Origin of the sequence: Flavobacterium sp. (assembly GCF_035456085.1) — a bacterium.
Classification (GTDB): domain Bacteria; phylum Bacteroidota; class Bacteroidia; order Flavobacteriales; family Flavobacteriaceae; genus Flavobacterium.
This window is the reverse complement of sequence record NZ_DATIDY010000148.1, coordinates 19373-37782: the sequence shown is the minus strand read 5'-3', so window position 1 is coordinate 37782 and position 18410 is coordinate 19373. Positions and strand designations below refer to the sequence as shown.

The window sequence follows — 18410 nt, the reverse complement described above, 5'->3', positions numbered from 1 at the left end:
TATTTTAAAAATGTATAAAGCAAGAATTTAGCCGTATGAGTATTAAAGCATCAAATAACGTTTTTCCACATGATCCAGACTATAACTGGAAAGAAAAATTGGATCGTGGTGGGTACGATGGCACAGCAAAAGATTTATCCGACAGAATCAAAGAAATTAGTGAGCCTGATGGAATCTTAGTTCGTGGTGAAGTAGTAAAAGTTGGCGATACATTATCAATTGAAGCTAATGCGTTTAAATGCAGAATAAAACAACAAGTATTATTTAATGTAGACGATTTTAATACCACAATAGCACCTGCAACCGATGGATATCGAAGAATTGATATTGGTGTTTTTACCAAGTTTGGAACAATAGTAAAAATACAAGGTCCCGAAGGATTAGACACCGCCCAAAAACCAGATGTCCCAAACGATACAATTGAAATATTTTTTGTTTCTGTTTTTGGGGCAGATATTGCAGAGCCATCAACTCCTGTAGAGGTAAATGCTTTTGTCGAAAAACAAGAATCTTCCGAGTGGGTAACTCTAGGCGGTAATTCTTATATTACTTTTAATGTTCCTGGTTATTCTTCAATTAGATTTACTGGAACAAGAACTCAATTTTCAGGTGTCTATATATTCCCAGAATACAAAGCTTATTCTGGTAAAAAATTAACGATTAAAAATTTCCAAATCACGGATATTATTTTAAAGCACCTTGGAGCTGATGATCCAAACATAAATACAAAATTTTGGTTCCCAACTCAAACAGATTTAGTATTAAAACCAGGTCAAGTTATTGAATTCGCATATTCATTTATTTCGAATAGATTTGAGTTTGTGGGAACCTTTTTTGATAAAACATACTTTTTTTCAAACATACCTGCAAAAGCAACTACTTTAACAGATGCTGATCTAATTTTAGCTGGTGATTCAGAAGATGGATTTAAAACCAAGACAAGAACTTTTGCGCAGTTAATAGCTAATTTGAGATCATATTTTGTTGATTTAACAACTGCTCAAACTATTTCAGGTGGTTTAAAAACATTTTCAAACGGAACATTTGGACTCCGAAACGCTGCTAATACATTCACACTAACTTTTACAAATGCAATTACAGCAGCTAGGTCTGTTACATGGCCTGATAAAAATGGTACAGTTGCAATGACTTCTGATATAGTGGCTCAATTAAATGGAGTTGTGAATTATTTGGTAAAATTTGGTACAGCAACAACAGGAATAGCGAGTAGATTATTTGATAACGGTACATTTTTTGGTATCGGAACTGCAAAAACTCCAACAAAAGATATAACATTAGGAAATCAAGCTAATCGGGAATTTGGAATTGAAGAAAGTAACAATATTACAGATGGGCGTAATTTAAGAGTTGCTGCGGGTAGGACAATTAATTACGTTGAAAATGCAATTTTTAATCTTCAAGGCTCGATACCTGCGGCTTTTTACGGTATGTGTTCAACACCTAGCGGGAACGTTTATGGGGTTAACTTTACGAATAAATTGTTTAAGCAAACTGGTGGTTCAGGAGCATTTGTTGATACTGGAATTATATTGCCCATAAATGCTAAGAATATAACGTGTGACTCAGGTAATAATCTATATATATCAGGACCAAGCACAGATATATATAAACAAACGAACGAAACGGGTTCATTTATCGCGATGGGCCAAACTCCAAGACAATGGAATGGAATGTGTTCGTTAGGAACAAATGTTTATGCTTCTGTTCAAAATGGAGATATATACAAACTCACAGGTGGCACAGGGAATTTCAATGCTTTGGGGCAAACTACTAGGTCTTGGGGTCGCATGGCATCGTCATCAACAAGTGTATATGTTTGTGTTGAAGGTAGTGGAGGTATCTATAAATTAACAAACCAAACGGGTAATTTTAATTTACATACTGCATTGAGTTCAGCCGGTATAACTGTATCGTTAGCTAATGATGTTTTTATACAACAAGGAACAGACATTTATAAACAAACAAATGAAACGGGTTCGTTTGTGGCTACAGGTTCGGTTGTTCCTAGTAACGCTATATGGGGAATGGCTACTCACGCAAATGGTAATATATATGCTGGTGATTGGAATGGTAACTTCTATGTTTTACAAAATAATGGCGCTGGAACAGCGGATTTAAATGGAGGTAATTTAGATTTGGTTACAGGTACAGGAAAAGGTACAGGAAGTAATAAATTACGTTTTTGGATTGGAAAAAAAACAAGTTCAGGAACTAATATGCAAGTTGAAACTTTGGCAGGTTACTTCGATGAAAATGGCTTTTTTGTATATCTAACACCTCCTATTTATGCTAATGATGCCGCTGCTGATGCAGATGCTAACTTACCTTCAGGCGCATTTTATAAAGTAACTGGAAATCGAACTTGTTTTCAAAAACCTTAATTATGATACAAACAAACGCACCAATTCAATATTGGAGAAGAAGCAATGACACGGATGTTGTCAAAATAGAAGTTAGACCTGATGAAGTAACTCCCGAAGGTCAATGGTTTTTGGTTATCGATTGGCTAATGTCAAATACCAAAGATGCTTTTTTCTCAAAAAGAGTCTTTTTGACAAATGAGAAAATAGACCAAACAGAAACTTATATCGAAGCTAATTATGATCTATCAGGATTGACTAGAATTGAGCGAGAAAAGAGAAAACTGCAAATCGCTTTGATGCTCGACACTCAGACTAATTTGCTTTCAGATGGTAAAACTATTTATGAACGTGAGCCAAGTGATTGGGAATATACAGAAGATTATATAGCTCGTCAATTGCAATTAGAACAAGAGAATCAAGAAAATCTCAGTGAATAATGATAGGTTTCATTCTTTTCACAGTAGCCTTAATCCTTATTTTCTTATTGACAATAGTTAATTATTGGTTTGTAGAGAATAAATCAGGTTACTTTCTAAGTACTGCTAGGAACTTGGATGTTTTCGCTAACAGGGAATTTAGAGCATTTTGGAATAAAGTATTAAGAACTGAAAATGGTTACAAGTTCGGGTATGAAGGAGAAACGATTTCTAGTGCATTGGGTAAAAACCTGCAAGCCGGTACGCTAACAAAAACAGGGAAAGCTCTCGTTTGGATTTTAAGCAAAAAACATTGCTTGGATGCGATAAATGAATAAATAATAATAATGCCTCAATTCTATTAATAATTAAATAAATACCTACATGAAAGAAATTATGTCTATAGCGCTTCCCAAATTCACTCTTCTTACAGTTCTTGGTAAGAAACCAATTTTACTAATACCGGTTGTGCCTATAGCGACAGCAACAGCAGTCGTAGTTGATTTTGAAACTATGTTCCAGATTTTAGGATTGTTTTTTATTGCCGATCTAGGAACTGGATTATGGGCATCATACAATCGTTGGAAAAAAAGTGATAGAAAAGACAATTGGTTTTTTGGCAGAGGAAAGGATAAAGAGGGATTTTCAAGCGATAAAGCAAAGCAAATGGGTATTAAAGCTTTAATCTATCTTGTAGTTCCATTGGCATTCATCAAACTTCAAAATGTATTATACCTCAAAAACTGGAAATACGAAAGAATCTCTGATGCCGAATTCCAATTAGGCACACTTTCTATAATACTTTTTTGCTTAATCGAAGGTTTTTCAATTTTCCATGAAAACCTCCCAGAATGCGGTTTCAATTTATGGGAAAGAATAAGAAAAATGATAGGGTTTTATAAAGAAGTAAAAAACGAAATAAATATCTAGCATGAACCTACACTTAAAAAGAATCCAAAAAACAAATAAATCCACTATTGGCGAATTGTCAATCGATGGCAAATTTGAATGTTACACTCTAGAAGATGTTGAGCGACAAGTTAAAATTAAAGGCATTACTGCAATTCCAAAAGGAACTTACAAAGTGGGGATTTCCATGAGCAATCGTTTCAAAAAAGATTTACCAATTCTTTTCAATGTTCCAAATTTTGAGGGCGTTAGAATTCATTCAGGCAACGTGGCCGAAAATACAGAGGGTTGCATTTTGGTAGGAGAAACGAAAGCATTGGATTTCATAGGTAATTCAAGAAAAGCATTCGACAAACTATTTGCTAAAATGAAACTGGCAAAAGAAATCACTTTAACAATAGATTAAAAAACTTATTATGCATTTCAACCTTCAAACAGTTTTTAAAATTCTGATCACAGCTTTGTTATTCTCATTTATTCTTTTGAGTATGACATCATGCGATATTCAGAAAAACGCAATGAAATCAAAATCAGATTCTGAGTATTCTGAAAATATAGAAAATCGCTCATTCCGTAAAGGAGATACTGTTCATTATGTGATTCCAAGTGTGCATTATAAAGACACAACTATTTACAGAACCAACCGTCAGGGAACTACAATCAAAACGGTTTATGATCAAAACGGTAATATGGCTTCAATAGATTGCTTTGCTTCAGCTATTGATGAAATAAGAAAAGAAAACCGCCAGTTTCAGCAATCAATTTTAGATAAAAACAAAACTAAAACTGAAAACTTCAACTCCACATTTATTATATACATCGTGGGAGGGGTAGTATTGATTTTCTTCTTTGCATTGTTTTTACTGTTTTTATACGTCAAAAAAAACACCGCCACCATAACTGAAAGCATTAATAAATTCACATCATAATGAACGAAATAGAACAAAAAATCAGAGCATTAAAAGTTAGAAAAGCTATGTTGTTTTCGAACATCGAAATGCTTTCACAGGTAAACGACTCAGCTTATTTGCAATTCGGTAAACTCGAAGCCGATATCATGAAACTTGAAAAAGATTTGGTACGATTAACCGAAAACAATTTGCAATGAAAGCAATAAAATTACACATCCCCAATTCATGGGATGATATGAGCGAACGACAATTAGGGAAAATTGCCGTTTTGTTCAATAGTGGAAAAACTGATGTGAAATTTTATATCGAACTGTTTTTCATGCTCAATAATATTAAATGGTGGCAATTTTCCAAAAAAGCAAAGCTAAGAATCGGTTTAAGAAATTGTCCTTTGTCTGACTTGCACAAGGCGTACGAATACATTTTTAACGAAAACAACCGCACCGTTTTCCCTACATTCATCAAAACCAATAAAGGGAAGTATTACCCACCACAAAACAGGATTGCAAATCTTACTGCCGATGAATTTGCCGTGGTTGATGATCTGCATATCAAATGGCGCGAAACCAAAAATATCGAATATTTGCAATACATGCTTGCCGTTTTGTATACACCAAAGCAACGTCCCTTGTTTGACAAAAACGAATTGCACGACAAAGCGCTTTTATTTAAAAATGTTCCTCCCAAAACGCTTTTAACTGTAGAATTAGCTTATTTCGGTTGCAAAAACAATTTGGTGAAACGCTTTCCAAAAGCCTTTCCAAAAGCCAAAAAAGGAGATGCAAAACCAAAAAAGAAATACGGCTTTGCAAAAGTAATTTTAGGAATGGCCAAAGGCGATTTGTCAAAATTAGAATTGATTAAAAAAGTAAACATTTACACCTTCTTAGAGCAATTCGAAGAAGATTTAACACCGCCCAAACAATCATGAGACAAGTTACGCACAAACCAATAGTCGAATTTCACAAAGGAATACAGACAGCTCACAAGCAACTTAATGGCTTTTACCGTTTCAATTGGAATGAAATCAACGGAAAGTTCCGTTCAGGAGTTGGTACACCTTCGCTTTTGCTAGAAAGCCATTCTTCAGCATTAAATACTAACTCAAACAATACTACAACCTTCAACGGTAGAGATATTTCATTTCTATTACTGGATTTTACTGGTAAAGCCGATAATTATTCAAAACAGGAAGAAGTTTTGGATAAACTGGAAAATATTGGTTTGGATATAGCTTCCTATTTAAAAAAACTGAATGGAGACAGAAATTCATGGCTTTACGGCAAATTTGTAACTGATTCTTTCAAAATGGAAAAAGTGGGACCTATTTTCGATAATATGTATGGTTGGAATGTGCTTTATACATTGAAAAATCATGAAGATTTAACTTTCGACCCAGATAAGTGGGAGTTCTAAAAAAACTCAATAACATAAACTTAACCAAAATGCCTCTCACTTTGAGAGGTTTTTTTATGTCCTATTCTAAGGCATTCAGCACTTCTATTTTAGCTAAAAAATAAGTTATGGCAGGACAAATTGATTTTGCTCAGAAAGAGAAAGAAATAGCCTCCGTTGCAGTAAAAAAATTGCGTGGCACTGTTCGTCAGGAAATCGCAAACACTTCAAACAAGCGCACCGGGGAAGCCCTAAAAATTGGTAATGCAGGAAGCCGTTTCAAGTTTGGGCGTTTGCAACGAATTACTCTGAAAGCGCCTTACTATACTTTCATGCAGAATTACGGATTTGAAGGCAAAAAATCAAACGGTGTAAATCAACGCTTAAAGGCAACCGATGTCATTGCAAAAGCAATTGATTCATCAGGAATTTTGGATGATCTCGCTGACGAAATATCCGAATTACGATTAGACCAGGTCTCAGCATTAATTCAATTCAAAAAATAATGGCAAGAAAAGAAATCCCTAGAGAATTATCTATTTATATCAATGACAAGCAAGTTGTCAATTCCTTTCGTGGAATTACTTCAGAAATTTCAAAAACCAACAATGAGATAAATAATCTCAATAAAAATTCAGCAACCTACAATGAAGATTTAGCCCGGCTAAAAGGGGAGTTAGGCACTTTGAAATCAAAACAAGCTGAGTTTAAAAATGAGATACATGGGACTAGTGAGGCAATGGACGAAGGTTCTGGGAGCTTTGCCAAATTCCGTGATGGTTTACTTTCAGGTGACTTCAAAAGTGCAAAAGAAGGATTAATGGGCATCAAGGGAGAAATGTCCAATTTGATAAAAACTTCTTGGGAGTTTGCAGCTAATCCAATTGGTGCCACAATAATAGCCTTGGGTGGCATTGTCATGGGAACAAAAGCATTGTTCGATTTCAACAAAGAACTTGAAAAATCGAATGACACATTGCGAGCTTTTGGCGTTTCTGCTGAATCTATGTCGGATGTTCGTTCAGAAATTAAGGCAACTGCAGACACCTTCGATAAAGAATTTGATGAGATCGCTGAAAAAGCAAATTCATTATCAAAATCCTACGGAATATCGATGTCCGAAGCAAACGATATTATAGCAAAAGGACTGGCAAACGGTGGCGCACAAAATGAGGAATTCTTGGATAGCATTGGTGAATATGATGAGTTTTTTGTAAAAGCTGGTTATTCTGCACAGGGATTCATTGATATTCTGAACAAAGGCTATGACATTGGTATTTACTCAGACAAATTGCCTGATGCCTTAAAAGAGTCTGATTTATCACTAAAGGAACAAACAAAAGCCACAAGGGATGCCTTGGAGAATGCTTTTGGAGCTACATTTTCCGATAATCTTTTAGCCAAAGTTGCCAGCGGAACCATAACAACCAAACAAGCATTGGAAGAAATTGCGGTTCAGGCAAAAAAAACGGGTTTGACCCAACAACAACAGGCGCAACTTACAGCAGATGTTTTTAAAGGAGCGGGTGAAGATGCCGGTGGAGCATTAAAAATTTTAGAAGCCGTTGGGCAATCGGCACAAAAGGAAATGTCTGCCAGTACCAAAGCGCAGTTAGATTTATTAGATGCAAACGTGAAATTAAATAAAGCGCAGGCAGAACTTTTTGAAATAAAAGGCTTTGGCGGAATGTGGGATGCTGTAAAAGCTCAAGCTACAAGTGCACTGGCCGATATATTAACTTACGTAGCTGATCTAAAAAATGATATTCAGCCATTAATTGATTTTGTTGGAGTTGTACTGGTAAATGCATGGATTAATTTAAAGAACAGTGTAGTATTGGCTTTTCATTTAATTTCTGCACAGCTAAAAATTTTATCAAATACCATTTCGACAACCTTCAATTTTTTCAAAAAAATATTTACAGGGGATTTTTCAGGTGCGTTTGATGTTCTTATCAATGGCTTCAAAAAAGTTGGTGACATTGTAGGCAATACTTTTGCAAAGATAAAAAACACAATACTTGGAACATTGCAAGATGTTGTGTCCAATATGGCTCCGTTTCTCAAAGCTATTGGAATGAATGTCGATGCCATTCAAAAAAAGCTAGAATCTTGGAAATCCAAAGAAGTAGTGGTAAAAACCAAAACGGATAATCCAAACGCTCCAGATGATTCAGAACCGAAAAACACAAAAGCTTTAGCTGACGAACTTGCCAAACAAAAAGCCTTGCGTGATGCGGCGAGACAAAAAGAAGAAGAAGCAAGACAAAAAGCATTAGCCAAAAAACGAGCTGAAGAAGAAAAAGCAGCTAAAGAGGAACTTGATAGAATACTTGCGTTAGCAAATGCCAAAGCGAATTTAGCTAAAGCGGAACTTAATTTCTTTATTGCTAATAAACGAAGTGAGTTAGATGCTTCAAAGGCATTAACCCCTGAATTAATAGCTGCCGAAACTGCTCGCTTAGATGCAATAAAAGACAAACAATTAACAGCATTAGCAGAAGAAAGATTAAGTAAAGTAGAAAAAGCACAAGCTGATGCAAAATCTGCTGAAGAATTAGCAGCTTTAAAACTTACGATTGATTATGATTATGAAACCCAACGCCAAAACTTAGAAATTGGTTTCCAAACATCTACTGAAGCTTTAAAAAAACAATATGCTGAGGAACAAAAAGTTCTAAAAGCTGAGCAATTAGCTGCTGATAATGAACTTGCACTATCGGAAGCTAATAGTAAGTTTGAAGAAGATAAAATAAAACAAGATCAAGACTACCAAGCGCAATTAACGAGATATAAGAAACTGCTTGATGATAAAAAAATTACTGAAGAAGAATACAACCGTTTCAAAATTGTTGCTAAGAAACAGCAGGATGAAATAGATAGACAAAGAGAGATTGAACAAGTTCAAGGTACACTTGGTGGTCTTAATCAGTTGGCTGGTGCTGTTACCGAAATGTTTGGTCAGTCAAAAGAATTGGCTCTTGTTCAGGCGGGTATTAATGGCGCAATGGCAGTTACTTCTATCCTTGCTCAGTATCCTAAATTTGATGGAGGTTTTGCAATGGCTGCTGCAATAGTAGCGGCTGGAATTTCAACAGCTGCGCAAATTGCAAAAATCACAAAACAAAAAGCGCCTAAAAAACCAAAGTTCTTTTATGGAGGTTTCACAGGTAGTACTCCTCATTATGGCTATGACGAATATGGCCCCATGACAGGAATGGTACACGATGAAGAATATGTAATACCAAAAGCAATGACGCAAAGCCCACGATATGCCAATACTATTGCATGGTTAGAGCAAGAAAGAACAGGTAAAAAAACCAAAAAGTTTGCTGATGGCGGTCCTACTTCTTCAAATGTTGTTCCTGATGCTGTTATGGGTGAAAATGACCTAGAAATGAAATCATTATTGCGTGCTGTTTTATACAGGCTTGAAAATCCAGTATCTCCAAACCTACTTATTGGTTATGATGATGCCAAAGCTATTCAAGATCTTAATGATGAACGTGAAGCTTCGAACCAAAACAGTACGGTTTCAGAATAATTTTTTTGTAGGTTTGTTTTTGTAATCTTAAAACCTACTTACAATTATGAGATTTAGAAAAAGCATTAAAATTTTGCCAGGAATAAAAGTTAATTTATCAAAAACAGGATTAAGCACTACCGTAGGAGCTAAAGGATTAAGTGTTAATGCCGGAAAAAAAGGGACATATTTTAATACTGGAATTCCAGGGACAGGAATTTATAATAGACAGAAGATTTTAGGTAATTCAGGAAGTCAAAGCAATTCAAATAATCAAAGCTTTGCTGGTGATAGTTCGCCAGTTTTTTTCATAAATACTGATAAATCAAAAGTGACTACTGCATTATTGTGTTTTTTCTTCGGATTAATTGGAATTCATAGATTTTATACTGGACATTCTTTAATAGGCGTTTTACAAATATTTACATTTGGAGGATTTGGGTTATGGGTTATAATAGATTTTATTTTGATAATAACTGGAAATTTTAAAGATTCTAATGGTAATTTTTTAGTGTAATATGAGCAACTTTCATAAAAACAGATTACAAGACCCTTACTGGTGGGTAGTTGTTGCAATAGCTGCAGCAATAGTTGTTTTTTTAAATTTATTTGTTATTTAAAATCCCAAAACCTCTCAAAATCTGAGAGGTTTTTTTATGTCCTATTATTCGCGAATAAGCACCGCTAAATTCGTAGAATAATAAATCAATTATGATCACAATAATCAAAGCTCCTGCTTTAAATAGAGTCTTACTCGATGCAAACAATACTGAGGTTATTGTTCAATCGACAAATGGTAGCGGTTATTATTTCAGAGCGTTAATCTATGTCGATGATGTACTTTTTGATGAGCAAGGCTGGTCCCGAAAAGACAGCTACACGGCAAGTAAAGATTTGGTAAAATTATACAACGCCTATTTTGAAACCGTTTGGACAATTTATTCAACAAACGGAATTGTGGAGCAAACTCACCTAAAAAAGAAAATAAAAATTACTATTCAAGAGCGAACACTTGCCGCAGATGCAGTCGTTGCCACAGTAGATTTGCCAATTTTCTATTTTATGTACAACGCAAACCCTGTATATTTTGACGATAGCACAAAAATTCAAATACTGGGAGTAGTTCCTCCAGTACTTCTTATTCCGGATAACGGTAAAATAATAATTCCATTTTACGTAAAAGCAATTGACGAACTGGCTACTGTTGTTTTAAAAGACAATTTTGGTAACATCATTGATACTCAATCCACAGCATCATTCAACGGGAAAAAGGTATTTATCTATTCTTTTGATATGTCACCGGTAACATTGGAAAAAGACACGCTGTATTTCGAAATGAGCATTACGTGTGGTTTGAAACAAGTTGCAAAAATGTATAAACTTATACGTTTCCCTGATTTTAATGTCAAAGAGATTTATTTTAAAAACAATTTTGGCTACTACATTCCCGCTTATTTTGATGGAGAACTTGAGATAGTGGATTCATTGGATATTAGCGATTATCAGGAAGCCGATGGTTCAAAAGTGGTTTATGAAATCAATGAGGAAGCTACTTACACCATAAACACAGGTTCTTTACTACAAGAAGAAAGGGTAATTGTAAATCAGATTGCTAATTCTCTCGATGTTTTATTTAAGGTGAATTCCCAATGGCGAAAAATCCAAACAGCTACCAAAAAATTACTGGAGTACAGAGACAAAAAACACTTATACGCTCAAGATCTCTTTTTCACATTCGTAAAAAACGGAAAAGTAAGCAACTATTACGAAACCGAAATAGGCGCAGATTGGGATGACAACGACTTTTTACCAAATGATTGGTTAACTTAATAATATATTTATGAGTCACGCAGAATTAGAAATATTAATTAATGGTTTAGGTACAGGGGAAAAAAATACAGCTTTAGAAGTTCGCACAATTTTATTTGCATTACTTCAAGGCATACATCAGCCGGGTGATATAAAACCAGTGTATTGTACAGCAGAAGATATTGCCAATGATTATGATGCTACTGGTTTAGGAATTGGGAAAAGAGCTGGTTGGGCGATATGCAATGGATTGAATGACACTCCACCAATTGGAGGAAGGACAATTATTGGTGTTGGTGATGCATATTCAATAGGTGTAATGGGGGGAGAAAAAACACATGTATTGACCTTGGATGAAATGCCACAGCACGAACATTTGAATGGTATTTCAGATGATATTAAAAATGCTTTTGTTTATGGTGGCACAACTTTAGAAATGCCAGGTTCCGCAACAACAGACATAGATACAGGTGGAAGTTCTAAAACTTATCAAGGTAAAACTAGCAAGGCTGGAAACAATAAGGAGCACAATAATATGCAACCCTTTATTGCATTGCTTTACATTCAAAAAAAAGCATAAATATGGGATTAATTAAAATTATTGCTAATAATTATGAATTGGATTATGTGAAAGAATCTTTGTCTATTAAGACAGAAAACAATGCTTTGACCAGAGATTTTAAAGTTTCGGCTACTACTTATCCTTTTTTGATTATTGAAAACAAAAAGACAAAACTAGGTCTTGGCACTCGAGACATGGCCTCTATCAAAAAAAAGAAAATTATTGAGGTAGTTGTTTTTGAAGGTGGAAATAAATACTATGGTGAATTACAGGTATTGTCTTACTTAAATGGTTTCAGAAAATGTAATTTGAAATATTCATCTATCATTTTATCGATTATGAATAAGAAAATATCTGATTTCATGCCTGTTGTTTCTGTTATTCCTGATGAAGTTGACCCAGTGCCATATACGGAGAAAACAGAAACCAATCTTCCAGGTTCAGAATACTGGAAAACGTATCCGCTTCCCTTTTTGGACAAAAAATTTCCAGAAGCAAAATGGCAGTTCCCAACAATGAAATGGATGAATAAGTTTGGTGTGAACCTCGAAGCTGATGATCCTTGGTATTTGTACAATAATAGTATAAATGAATATGATGAGGAAGGTTTAATTGAAAATAAATTTACTATTATATCTGATGTATGTACAGTTGAAAATAGAAATGTAGTATCCCCTCAAATATTCTTACTTGCACCTGCTTTTTATGCTTTACAAAGTCTAGGATTTACTTTAGCTGGCAATTTTGTTAATTCAGAATTTATAAAAAGGTTACTTTTTTACAGCAGCAAAAATAATTTAACGGAAACTCAGCCTGTTAAATCATCAGAAAATATTGTTTTACCCGCATTGGCTCTAGACTCACAGTATAGTGTAGAAGGAGAATTAATGTATAATTTCTATTACACTCACAAATACATTGTAGCTACAGTTGCAGGTAGATATATTTTTGAATATGAATTTGAAGAGCCTGAATACACAAGTGTAGATGGAATGATTGATAGAAAATTTTTCACACTTTTTTTATATAATGAACCAATTCATGTGGTGTTTAATCATTTTCCCGGCGATCCAACAAATACATATAAAGGGAAAGTGATAATTGATGTTTCAGAAGAACAAGTCGGATATAATATTTTTTTAAATTATTATTCCCCAAAAAATGTTTTTCCTGCCTACACTATAAAAAAGACAATAGTATATCCAAAAACGTATTATCAAATGCATCCAACTATTCAACTTGGTAGGTATTTGCCAGATTGGACTTTTGGAACTTATTTGAATGAGATGCAAAATCTTTTTAATTTGGAAATAAACCCCGATGATTTTGCAAAAAAGCTATCTATTAACTTTAACGAGGAAACAATAATAAATACAGCCACCTATGTTGAAAAGAAATCTTTAATGATGACTTCTTATGATCCATCTCCATACAATGCCTTTTTATTAAAGTATGAAAATGACGAAGACGAAGCTCTTTGGATTACAACTGAAACAACAGAATTGTATATTGATCAAACTTCTGACTTTTCACAAAATTTAAGTTCAAAATTCAAATATGTTCCGGTTACATACACCGCGGAATTGTCTGACGACTTAGATTCAAAAAGCGGCACTGGGTTGATGATTTATGATCCAGCAAGTAAACCCTATATTTCAAAGGATTTTCTAGGTCAAACTTTAAAAATGAATGGAAATAAAGGTATTTGTCAAGTATATTGGAAAAAGTGGATAAAATTTCTTTTAAACAGTTCATCAGTTGAGCTTATGGGGCCATATACAGAAACTGAACTTCAAAAAATTTTAAAGCTGAAAAGAATTTTTATTGATCATCAGGAATATATAATTTCATCATTGGAATGTACTGAAGCCAAGCAGGACATTTTTAAAATTAAATTTAATCTTCAAAGTATAACGTTCTAATAAAAAAAGCCTCATAATTGAGGCTTTTTTTCTAGAATGTCGTCCATGTTGTGGATTTGTATATCTGTTATGTTTTCAACTATGTGAACGTAAATCATAGTATCAGTAATTTTGGAGTGGCCTAGTATTTTTTGGAGATGTTCAACTCTTCCTCCACATATTAAAAAATTCGTTGCAAAAGTGTGTCTGGCCACATGAAAAGAAATCTTCTTTCTTATTCCTAAAAGTTTGGCGATATCCTTCAACTCTCTGTTTATGAACTCACCTGTAAAATCATTTTTAAAAATAATCTTTGGATGAAGGTACTTCTTGGCAGATGCATTCATCGGAATACGTTGAAATTTGTTTGTTTTTTGAGCTGTAAAAACAATAGTATTCTCAATGATATTTTCATCAGCCAAGGCTTTTATGTCTGAAAATCGAAGTCCTGTAAAGCAAGAAAACAAAAAGCGATCAAGAATGCTTTTGTAATTATCAGAAATAAATTCAGACTTCCAAAACTCATGAAGTTTTACAATTTCATCAGGAGAAAGATAGGTTCTATTGCCTCGGAACTGTTTGTTTTTAATGTCTTCAAAGCTTATTGGTGTAATAATTCCCCTTCTGTTAGCAATATGAAGGAACTTTTTGAAAGATTTTATTAGTGAAGACACCGTTGAATCTGTGTTTTTAAGTTTCTTTTTGCAGTAAGTCTTCAAGTCCTGAATATAATCCTCATTAATTTCATAGAAAGGCAAAGGGTTTTTAAAATCTTTGGTTTTGTTGAGCATTGTCATTTGTTGTCTGTAAGTGCCGGGTTTAAGGATTTCCTTTTGTCTATTCATTTCATCCTCCCAAAATTTTATAAAGTCAGCTCTAGATGTTGGATTTTCGAATTCTTCCAACAATTTTTGCAATGTAAGTGGAATTCCAGAAAGTCTATAATTAACCTCAATTCGGTTTAAGTCACCTAGCATTTTCTCAATAATAAGATTATAATCCTTGTAGAAAGGATATTTTGTTTTGATGCGTTGTTTTTTTTCATCAAAATCAATTGGCTTGACACAAATATTACAAGGTATCTTTTTCTTTTCCTTATTTAAAAAAATCTGAAGGTATAAAGCACAAGTGCCATCTGCGCGAACGTAATCCTTTTTCATTACAATTTTCGCTGTGAACTTCCCACTAAAATTCATTGGGAAGTTTGTTGGGAAGTGTGGGACATTTTTTTGAATACTCATCATACGTAAGGAAGTTTTGAATTAGCCGTAAATAGCAAAAGGCGAGACACTTAACCGTTTTATCGGTAGTGTCTCGCCTTAGCGTTTTTATCATTTTGTGACCTCGACTGGATTCAAACCAGTAACCTTCTGAGCCGTAATCAGATGCGCTATTCAGTTGCGCCACGAGGCCATTTTGCTAAACTTGTTATTGTTTCAATTGATAACTGATAACCTGTTTGCGGGTGCAAATATAGGAATAAATATGTATCTTGCAAGCATGAATTTACATAAATAATAAAAAAAATGAGTTTGATAAATTATATCCGTGATATTCAGGATTTTCCAAAAAAAGGAATTGTATTTAAAGACATCACACCGTTGTTAATTGATGCAAAAGCGAGGAAAGAATGTCTGGAAATATTGCTGTCATCTATAAAAGATAAAAAAATTGATAAAGTAATTGGAGTTGAAAGTCGTGGTTTTTTCTTCGGAATGCTTTTGGCTGAGGAATTGAATGCGGGATTTATTCCAGTTCGTAAACCTAATAAATTGCCTTTTGAGAGGATTTCTGCTTCATATGATTTAGAATACGGTACTGACGCACTAGAAATTCATATCGATGCTATACAAAAAGGAGATAGAGTTTTGATTCATGATGATGTTTTGGCAACAGGAGGAACTGCAAAAGCGGTTTGCGAATTGGTGGAACAATTGGGTGGTGTGATTGTTCAGTGTAATTTTATAATGGAAATAGGTTTCCTCAATGGAAGAGAAAAAATTGCTGGGAACGAAATTTTTGCTGCTATTTCTTATTAGATAGGTATCAAATAAAAGAGTTTCAGATTACATATCCTGACAGCAGACTTTGATTTCAGTTACTATTTCGAAGATTTTTTGAGACTGCTATCCTCAACTTAAAGTGCTCTTTTTGTTACATAATAGCGATATCCAATAATTGCCAATTGCCATTTTTTGGCTTTGGTAATATCTAATCCTTGTTTAGTAAAACTTGGAAGAATAAGTTTGTTGATTTTGGCTAAAATTTTAAACATAGATTTTTTTTCAAATATATAAAAAAGACGATCATAATGAATGACCGTCTTTTGTGTTTGATTGCGGAATTATTTTTTATTTTCTTTTACTATTTTAGAAACGTATTCCTGCATTTCTTTGTCATATGCTTTCATTTTTTCATCGAAAGCTTCCATTTCTTTATTGAATGGCTCCATTTGTTTGTCAAATTCTTCCATTTGTTTATCGAAAGCTTCCATTTGAGGTTCTAATTTTTTCATTTTGGCATCAAATTCTTCCATTTTTTGTTCAAACTCTTTCCATGCTTTTTTATCTCCATTAATTGGGTCTCCTTTTGGAGTCTTTGGAGCTATTGGTAATTGAGGATAATTTGGAGTTTTCATTTTAAATTCTGGAGCTTTTGGTGGAGTAGGAGGTGCAGGAAAGTCCTTGGTATCTACGTTATATGTTCCGTTGTTGGTTACAATGCGAATTGTCTTTCCATCCTTGTTGACATTCACGGATACGATTTTGTCTGGATTTATTTGCGCTGATTCATTGTGATTAACTCTTGTGTCATTGCTACGAAGGGTATTACCATTAACCGTATTTTGATTAGTAGTTATTCGGATTTCCTTTTTGTCATTATTGGAGTTAACATCCATACGAACAATATCTTCCGGTGCTATTTTTTCCATTTGAGCTTTATCGGCTTTTTTATCGTCAATAAAGATTTGTGTGTCTTCAGAAATATGGGAATTAGTCAAAGGTGCTGTATTTGTTATTGTAAATTTGTCACTTGATTCATTTTCTTCAACAAATTTGAATACTAATTTTCCATTTTCATCTTTGGAAATTACAATCGCAAACGCATTTATTGGTTCGCTGCTTTTTATGGTTCTGTTTTCGGCAATCTCTTTTCCTTTTTTAATTTCAATAGCTATGGCTGTAAGCTCATCATTTGTGTTTCTTTTTATTTTAGAAAAATGAACTGTGACACCATGATTTTTACTGATTGTTTCCGCTTTTTCTTTTAATTCGTCTTCTGTAGTATTTTTGTCAATTTTATAAATTTCAACATTATCAGAAGCTGATTTTGAAAGTTCTATACTATTACTTTGATTTTTTTCCTTAGCAATTACTTCCATTTGAAATAAAAATACAAAGCCAATTAATACCGGAATTACCAAAGCGTATTTCCAGGAATTCCATTTTTTTGATTGATTTTTGTTTAACATAACGATTCGTTTTTTGATTAATGATTGATAAAAATGATTGGTAAGCACGACACAATTTTCATGTGTTGTTATTTTTAAAAGTGTAAGTTGGTACGCTTTTTTGTCGGATATTTTTTTGGCAGCTTCACTGTCTGCTATGAATTCAAGGTTTTGCAAAACCGCATTTTTGTACAACCAAATAAATGGATTGAACCAAAAAAGAATGCAAAAAATGCGAGTGATCAAAACATCAACGGTATGATATTGTTCACTGTGAACTTTTTCGTGCTCCAAAATGCTTTCCATTTCTGACTCGCTATACAGTGATGAATTGTAAACGATAGTGTTGAAATAGGAAAAAGGCGCAATGTTTTCAGTGGTGTCAATGAATTTAAAATCAGCCTGATGTTGTGTGTTTTTACCTTTTAATACTGAATTTAAACTGTAAAAATCGATAATAAATTTTATCATCAATATTAAAAGCCCAATACTGTAAATGGCTAACATGACATAATTCCAATTGATTTCAAAAGATTCCTCTTGTATTGGAGTAACTGGAACTTTAGACCAATCGAAATTATTTGGTGTTGGTTCAACCCAAACTATCGTAGTAAAAACTATCCAAGGCAAAATTACGGATGTCAACAGTCCCGCTAGAAGAAACCAACGATTTGCTGTAAAGAAGGTTTCTTTTCGCAATAGAAAATAATAAGCGATAAAAAATAGTGCTATCAATCCGCTTGATTTTGCTATAAAAAGGAATAGTGTTTCCATGGTGTAGTTATTTTTGTTCAATCATGTGTAGAATTTCTCGAAGCTCCTGGGCAGTAATTTTTTCTTCTTTAGCAAAAAAAGAGACCATGTTTTTATACGAACTATTGAAATAATTATCGATAGCATTAGTCATAAAACCTTTTCTATATTCTTCAATGCTTACAATTGGGAAATATTGGTGTGTATTTCCAAATGCATTATGAGACACATATCCTTTTTCTTCCAGATTTCGAATAATGGTAGATAAGGTGTTATAATGCGGCTGATCTTCTGTAATTTCGGCCATGACTTCTTTGACGAAAGCTTTTTTGAGCTTCCATAAAATATGCATGATTTCTTCTTCTTTGTTGGTTAACTTTTGCATAATTTAGGTAT

General features: G+C 33.8%; 20 protein-coding genes and 1 tRNA gene. 16 read left to right on the top strand and 5 right to left on the bottom strand.

Translation table 11 applies throughout. From position 1 onward, the window contains the following. Positions 1 to 35: 35 nt before the first annotated feature. The 15 genes from VLC96_RS11750 to VLC96_RS11680 all read left to right on the top strand — a co-directional run bounded on the left by VLC96_RS11750 (position 36) and on the right by VLC96_RS11680 (position 13831). Entirely contained in the window at positions 36 to 2402 is a 2367-nt protein-coding gene (locus tag VLC96_RS11750) for a hypothetical protein (RefSeq protein WP_325263131.1), read from the top strand. A gap of 2 nt (positions 2403 to 2404) precedes the next feature. Further along, positions 2405 to 2821: a hypothetical protein gene (locus VLC96_RS11745; RefSeq protein ID WP_325263130.1), complete on the top strand. Its 417-nt coding sequence runs from the start codon at positions 2405 to 2407 to the stop codon at positions 2819 to 2821. Next, positions 2821 to 3138: a hypothetical protein gene (locus tag VLC96_RS11740; protein WP_325263128.1), complete on the top strand. Its 318-nt coding sequence runs from the start codon at positions 2821 to 2823 to the stop codon at positions 3136 to 3138. The genes VLC96_RS11745 and VLC96_RS11740 overlap by 1 nt, the downstream gene beginning before the upstream one ends. A gap of 46 nt (positions 3139 to 3184) precedes the next feature. Continuing rightward, complete coding sequence (locus tag VLC96_RS11735) at positions 3185 to 3730, top strand: phage holin family protein (RefSeq protein WP_325263126.1); 546 nt, start codon at positions 3185 to 3187, stop codon at positions 3728 to 3730. Between the two features lies 1 nt (position 3731). Next, the gene (locus tag VLC96_RS11730; protein WP_325263124.1) at positions 3732 to 4115 is read left to right on the top strand and encodes a DUF5675 family protein; all 384 of its coding nucleotides are present in this window, start codon (positions 3732 to 3734) and stop codon (positions 4113 to 4115) included. 10 nt (positions 4116 to 4125) lie between these two features. Next, on the top strand, positions 4126 to 4638 hold the full coding sequence (locus tag VLC96_RS11725) for a hypothetical protein (RefSeq protein ID WP_325263122.1): 513 nt from the start codon (positions 4126 to 4128) through the stop codon (positions 4636 to 4638). Then, on the top strand, positions 4638 to 4817 hold the full coding sequence (locus tag VLC96_RS11720) for a hypothetical protein (RefSeq protein ID WP_325263120.1): 180 nt from the start codon (positions 4638 to 4640) through the stop codon (positions 4815 to 4817). Before VLC96_RS11725 ends, VLC96_RS11720 begins: the two co-directional genes overlap by 1 nt. Next, positions 4814 to 5551, top strand: a complete 738-nt coding sequence (locus tag VLC96_RS11715; protein ID WP_325263118.1) for a hypothetical protein — start codon at positions 4814 to 4816, stop codon at positions 5549 to 5551. Before VLC96_RS11720 ends, VLC96_RS11715 begins: the two co-directional genes overlap by 4 nt. After that, positions 5548 to 6036 carry a hypothetical protein gene (locus VLC96_RS11710; RefSeq protein ID WP_325263117.1) on the top strand — a complete coding sequence of 163 codons (489 nt, stop codon included), beginning with the start codon at positions 5548 to 5550 and terminating at the stop codon, positions 6034 to 6036. Before VLC96_RS11715 ends, VLC96_RS11710 begins: the two co-directional genes overlap by 4 nt. A 107-nt stretch (positions 6037 to 6143) precedes the next feature. Beyond that, positions 6144 to 6521: a hypothetical protein gene (locus VLC96_RS11705; protein WP_325263115.1), complete on the top strand. Its 378-nt coding sequence runs from the start codon at positions 6144 to 6146 to the stop codon at positions 6519 to 6521. Next, on the top strand, positions 6521 to 9559 hold the full coding sequence (locus VLC96_RS11700; protein ID WP_325263113.1) for a phage tail tape measure protein: 3039 nt from the start codon (positions 6521 to 6523) through the stop codon (positions 9557 to 9559). The genes VLC96_RS11705 and VLC96_RS11700 overlap by 1 nt, the downstream gene beginning before the upstream one ends. Positions 9560 to 9605: 46 nt before the next feature. Further along, positions 9606 to 10055 (top strand): DUF4236 domain-containing protein, encoded by a 450-nt coding sequence (locus tag VLC96_RS11695; RefSeq protein WP_325263112.1) that lies wholly within the window; start codon positions 9606 to 9608, stop codon positions 10053 to 10055. Positions 10056 to 10249: 194 nt separating this feature from the next. Further along, positions 10250 to 11368, top strand: coding sequence for a hypothetical protein (locus VLC96_RS11690; RefSeq protein WP_325263110.1), 1119 nt, complete (start codon positions 10250 to 10252; stop codon positions 11366 to 11368). Positions 11369 to 11378: 10 nt separating this feature from the next. Then, the gene (locus VLC96_RS11685; protein WP_325263109.1) at positions 11379 to 11927 is read left to right on the top strand and encodes a hypothetical protein; all 549 of its coding nucleotides are present in this window, start codon (positions 11379 to 11381) and stop codon (positions 11925 to 11927) included. Positions 11928 to 11929: 2 nt separating this feature from the next. After that, positions 11930 to 13831 carry a hypothetical protein gene (locus VLC96_RS11680; protein WP_325263107.1) on the top strand — a complete coding sequence of 634 codons (1902 nt, stop codon included), beginning with the start codon at positions 11930 to 11932 and terminating at the stop codon, positions 13829 to 13831. Between the two features lie 11 nt (positions 13832 to 13842). On the opposite strand, the gene VLC96_RS11675 is transcribed toward VLC96_RS11680, so the two are convergent. Together VLC96_RS11675 and VLC96_RS11670 are read right to left on the bottom strand one after the other, a co-directional pair. Beyond that, the gene (locus tag VLC96_RS11675; protein WP_325263106.1) at positions 13843 to 15054 is read right to left on the bottom strand and encodes a site-specific integrase; all 1212 of its coding nucleotides are present in this window, start codon (positions 15052 to 15054) and stop codon (positions 13843 to 13845) included. 95 nt (positions 15055 to 15149) lie between these two features. Beyond that, a tRNA-Arg gene (locus VLC96_RS11670) sits at positions 15150 to 15223 on the bottom strand. 113 nt (positions 15224 to 15336) lie between these two features. On the opposite strand from VLC96_RS11670, the gene VLC96_RS11665 reads away from it, so the two are divergent. Then, positions 15337 to 15849: an adenine phosphoribosyltransferase gene (locus VLC96_RS11665; protein ID WP_325263104.1), complete on the top strand. Its 513-nt coding sequence runs from the start codon at positions 15337 to 15339 to the stop codon at positions 15847 to 15849. Between the two features lie 98 nt (positions 15850 to 15947). Here the strand turns inward: VLC96_RS11665 and VLC96_RS11660 are convergent, their stop codons facing one another. The 3 genes from VLC96_RS11660 to VLC96_RS11650 all read right to left on the bottom strand — a co-directional run bounded on the left by VLC96_RS11660 (position 15948) and on the right by VLC96_RS11650 (position 18399). Continuing rightward, complete coding sequence (locus tag VLC96_RS11660) at positions 15948 to 16085, bottom strand: SsrA-binding protein (RefSeq protein ID WP_325263102.1); 138 nt, start codon at positions 16083 to 16085, stop codon at positions 15948 to 15950. A gap of 69 nt (positions 16086 to 16154) precedes the next feature. After that, positions 16155 to 18035 carry a M56 family metallopeptidase gene (locus tag VLC96_RS11655; protein WP_325263101.1) on the bottom strand — a complete coding sequence of 627 codons (1881 nt, stop codon included), beginning with the start codon at positions 18033 to 18035 and terminating at the stop codon, positions 16155 to 16157. A 7-nt stretch (positions 18036 to 18042) separates the two neighbouring features. Next, the gene (locus VLC96_RS11650; RefSeq protein ID WP_325263100.1) at positions 18043 to 18399 is read right to left on the bottom strand and encodes a BlaI/MecI/CopY family transcriptional regulator; all 357 of its coding nucleotides are present in this window, start codon (positions 18397 to 18399) and stop codon (positions 18043 to 18045) included. Between the last annotated feature and the right edge of the window lie 11 nt (positions 18400 to 18410).

Excerpts from the sequence above, each read along its gene's own strand:
- VLC96_RS11750 (WP_325263131.1), top strand. The coding sequence starts at position 36 with ATGAGTATTAAAGCATCAAATAACGTTTTTCCACATGATCCAGACTAT.
- VLC96_RS11745 (WP_325263130.1), top strand. The coding sequence starts at position 2,405 with ATGATACAAACAAACGCACCAATTCAATATTGGAGAAGAAGCAATGAC.
- VLC96_RS11740 (WP_325263128.1), top strand. The coding sequence starts at position 2,821 with ATGATAGGTTTCATTCTTTTCACAGTAGCCTTAATCCTTATTTTCTTA.
- VLC96_RS11735 (WP_325263126.1), top strand. The coding sequence starts at position 3,185 with ATGAAAGAAATTATGTCTATAGCGCTTCCCAAATTCACTCTTCTTACA.
- VLC96_RS11730 (WP_325263124.1), top strand. The coding sequence starts at position 3,732 with ATGAACCTACACTTAAAAAGAATCCAAAAAACAAATAAATCCACTATT.
- VLC96_RS11725 (WP_325263122.1), top strand. The coding sequence starts at position 4,126 with ATGCATTTCAACCTTCAAACAGTTTTTAAAATTCTGATCACAGCTTTG.
- VLC96_RS11720 (WP_325263120.1), top strand. The coding sequence starts at position 4,638 with ATGAACGAAATAGAACAAAAAATCAGAGCATTAAAAGTTAGAAAAGCT.
- VLC96_RS11715 (WP_325263118.1), top strand. The coding sequence starts at position 4,814 with ATGAAAGCAATAAAATTACACATCCCCAATTCATGGGATGATATGAGC.
- VLC96_RS11710 (WP_325263117.1), top strand. The coding sequence starts at position 5,548 with ATGAGACAAGTTACGCACAAACCAATAGTCGAATTTCACAAAGGAATA.
- VLC96_RS11705 (WP_325263115.1), top strand. The coding sequence starts at position 6,144 with ATGGCAGGACAAATTGATTTTGCTCAGAAAGAGAAAGAAATAGCCTCC.
- VLC96_RS11700 (WP_325263113.1), top strand. The coding sequence starts at position 6,521 with ATGGCAAGAAAAGAAATCCCTAGAGAATTATCTATTTATATCAATGAC.
- VLC96_RS11695 (WP_325263112.1), top strand. The coding sequence starts at position 9,606 with ATGAGATTTAGAAAAAGCATTAAAATTTTGCCAGGAATAAAAGTTAAT.
- VLC96_RS11690 (WP_325263110.1), top strand. The coding sequence starts at position 10,250 with ATGATCACAATAATCAAAGCTCCTGCTTTAAATAGAGTCTTACTCGAT.
- VLC96_RS11685 (WP_325263109.1), top strand. The coding sequence starts at position 11,379 with ATGAGTCACGCAGAATTAGAAATATTAATTAATGGTTTAGGTACAGGG.
- VLC96_RS11680 (WP_325263107.1), top strand. The coding sequence starts at position 11,930 with ATGGGATTAATTAAAATTATTGCTAATAATTATGAATTGGATTATGTG.
- VLC96_RS11675 (WP_325263106.1), bottom strand. The coding sequence starts at position 15,054 with ATGATGAGTATTCAAAAAAATGTCCCACACTTCCCAACAAACTTCCCA.
- VLC96_RS11665 (WP_325263104.1), top strand. The coding sequence starts at position 15,337 with ATGAGTTTGATAAATTATATCCGTGATATTCAGGATTTTCCAAAAAAA.
- VLC96_RS11660 (WP_325263102.1), bottom strand. The coding sequence starts at position 16,085 with ATGTTTAAAATTTTAGCCAAAATCAACAAACTTATTCTTCCAAGTTTT.
- VLC96_RS11655 (WP_325263101.1), bottom strand. The coding sequence starts at position 18,035 with ATGGAAACACTATTCCTTTTTATAGCAAAATCAAGCGGATTGATAGCA.
- VLC96_RS11650 (WP_325263100.1), bottom strand. The coding sequence starts at position 18,399 with ATGCAAAAGTTAACCAACAAAGAAGAAGAAATCATGCATATTTTATGG.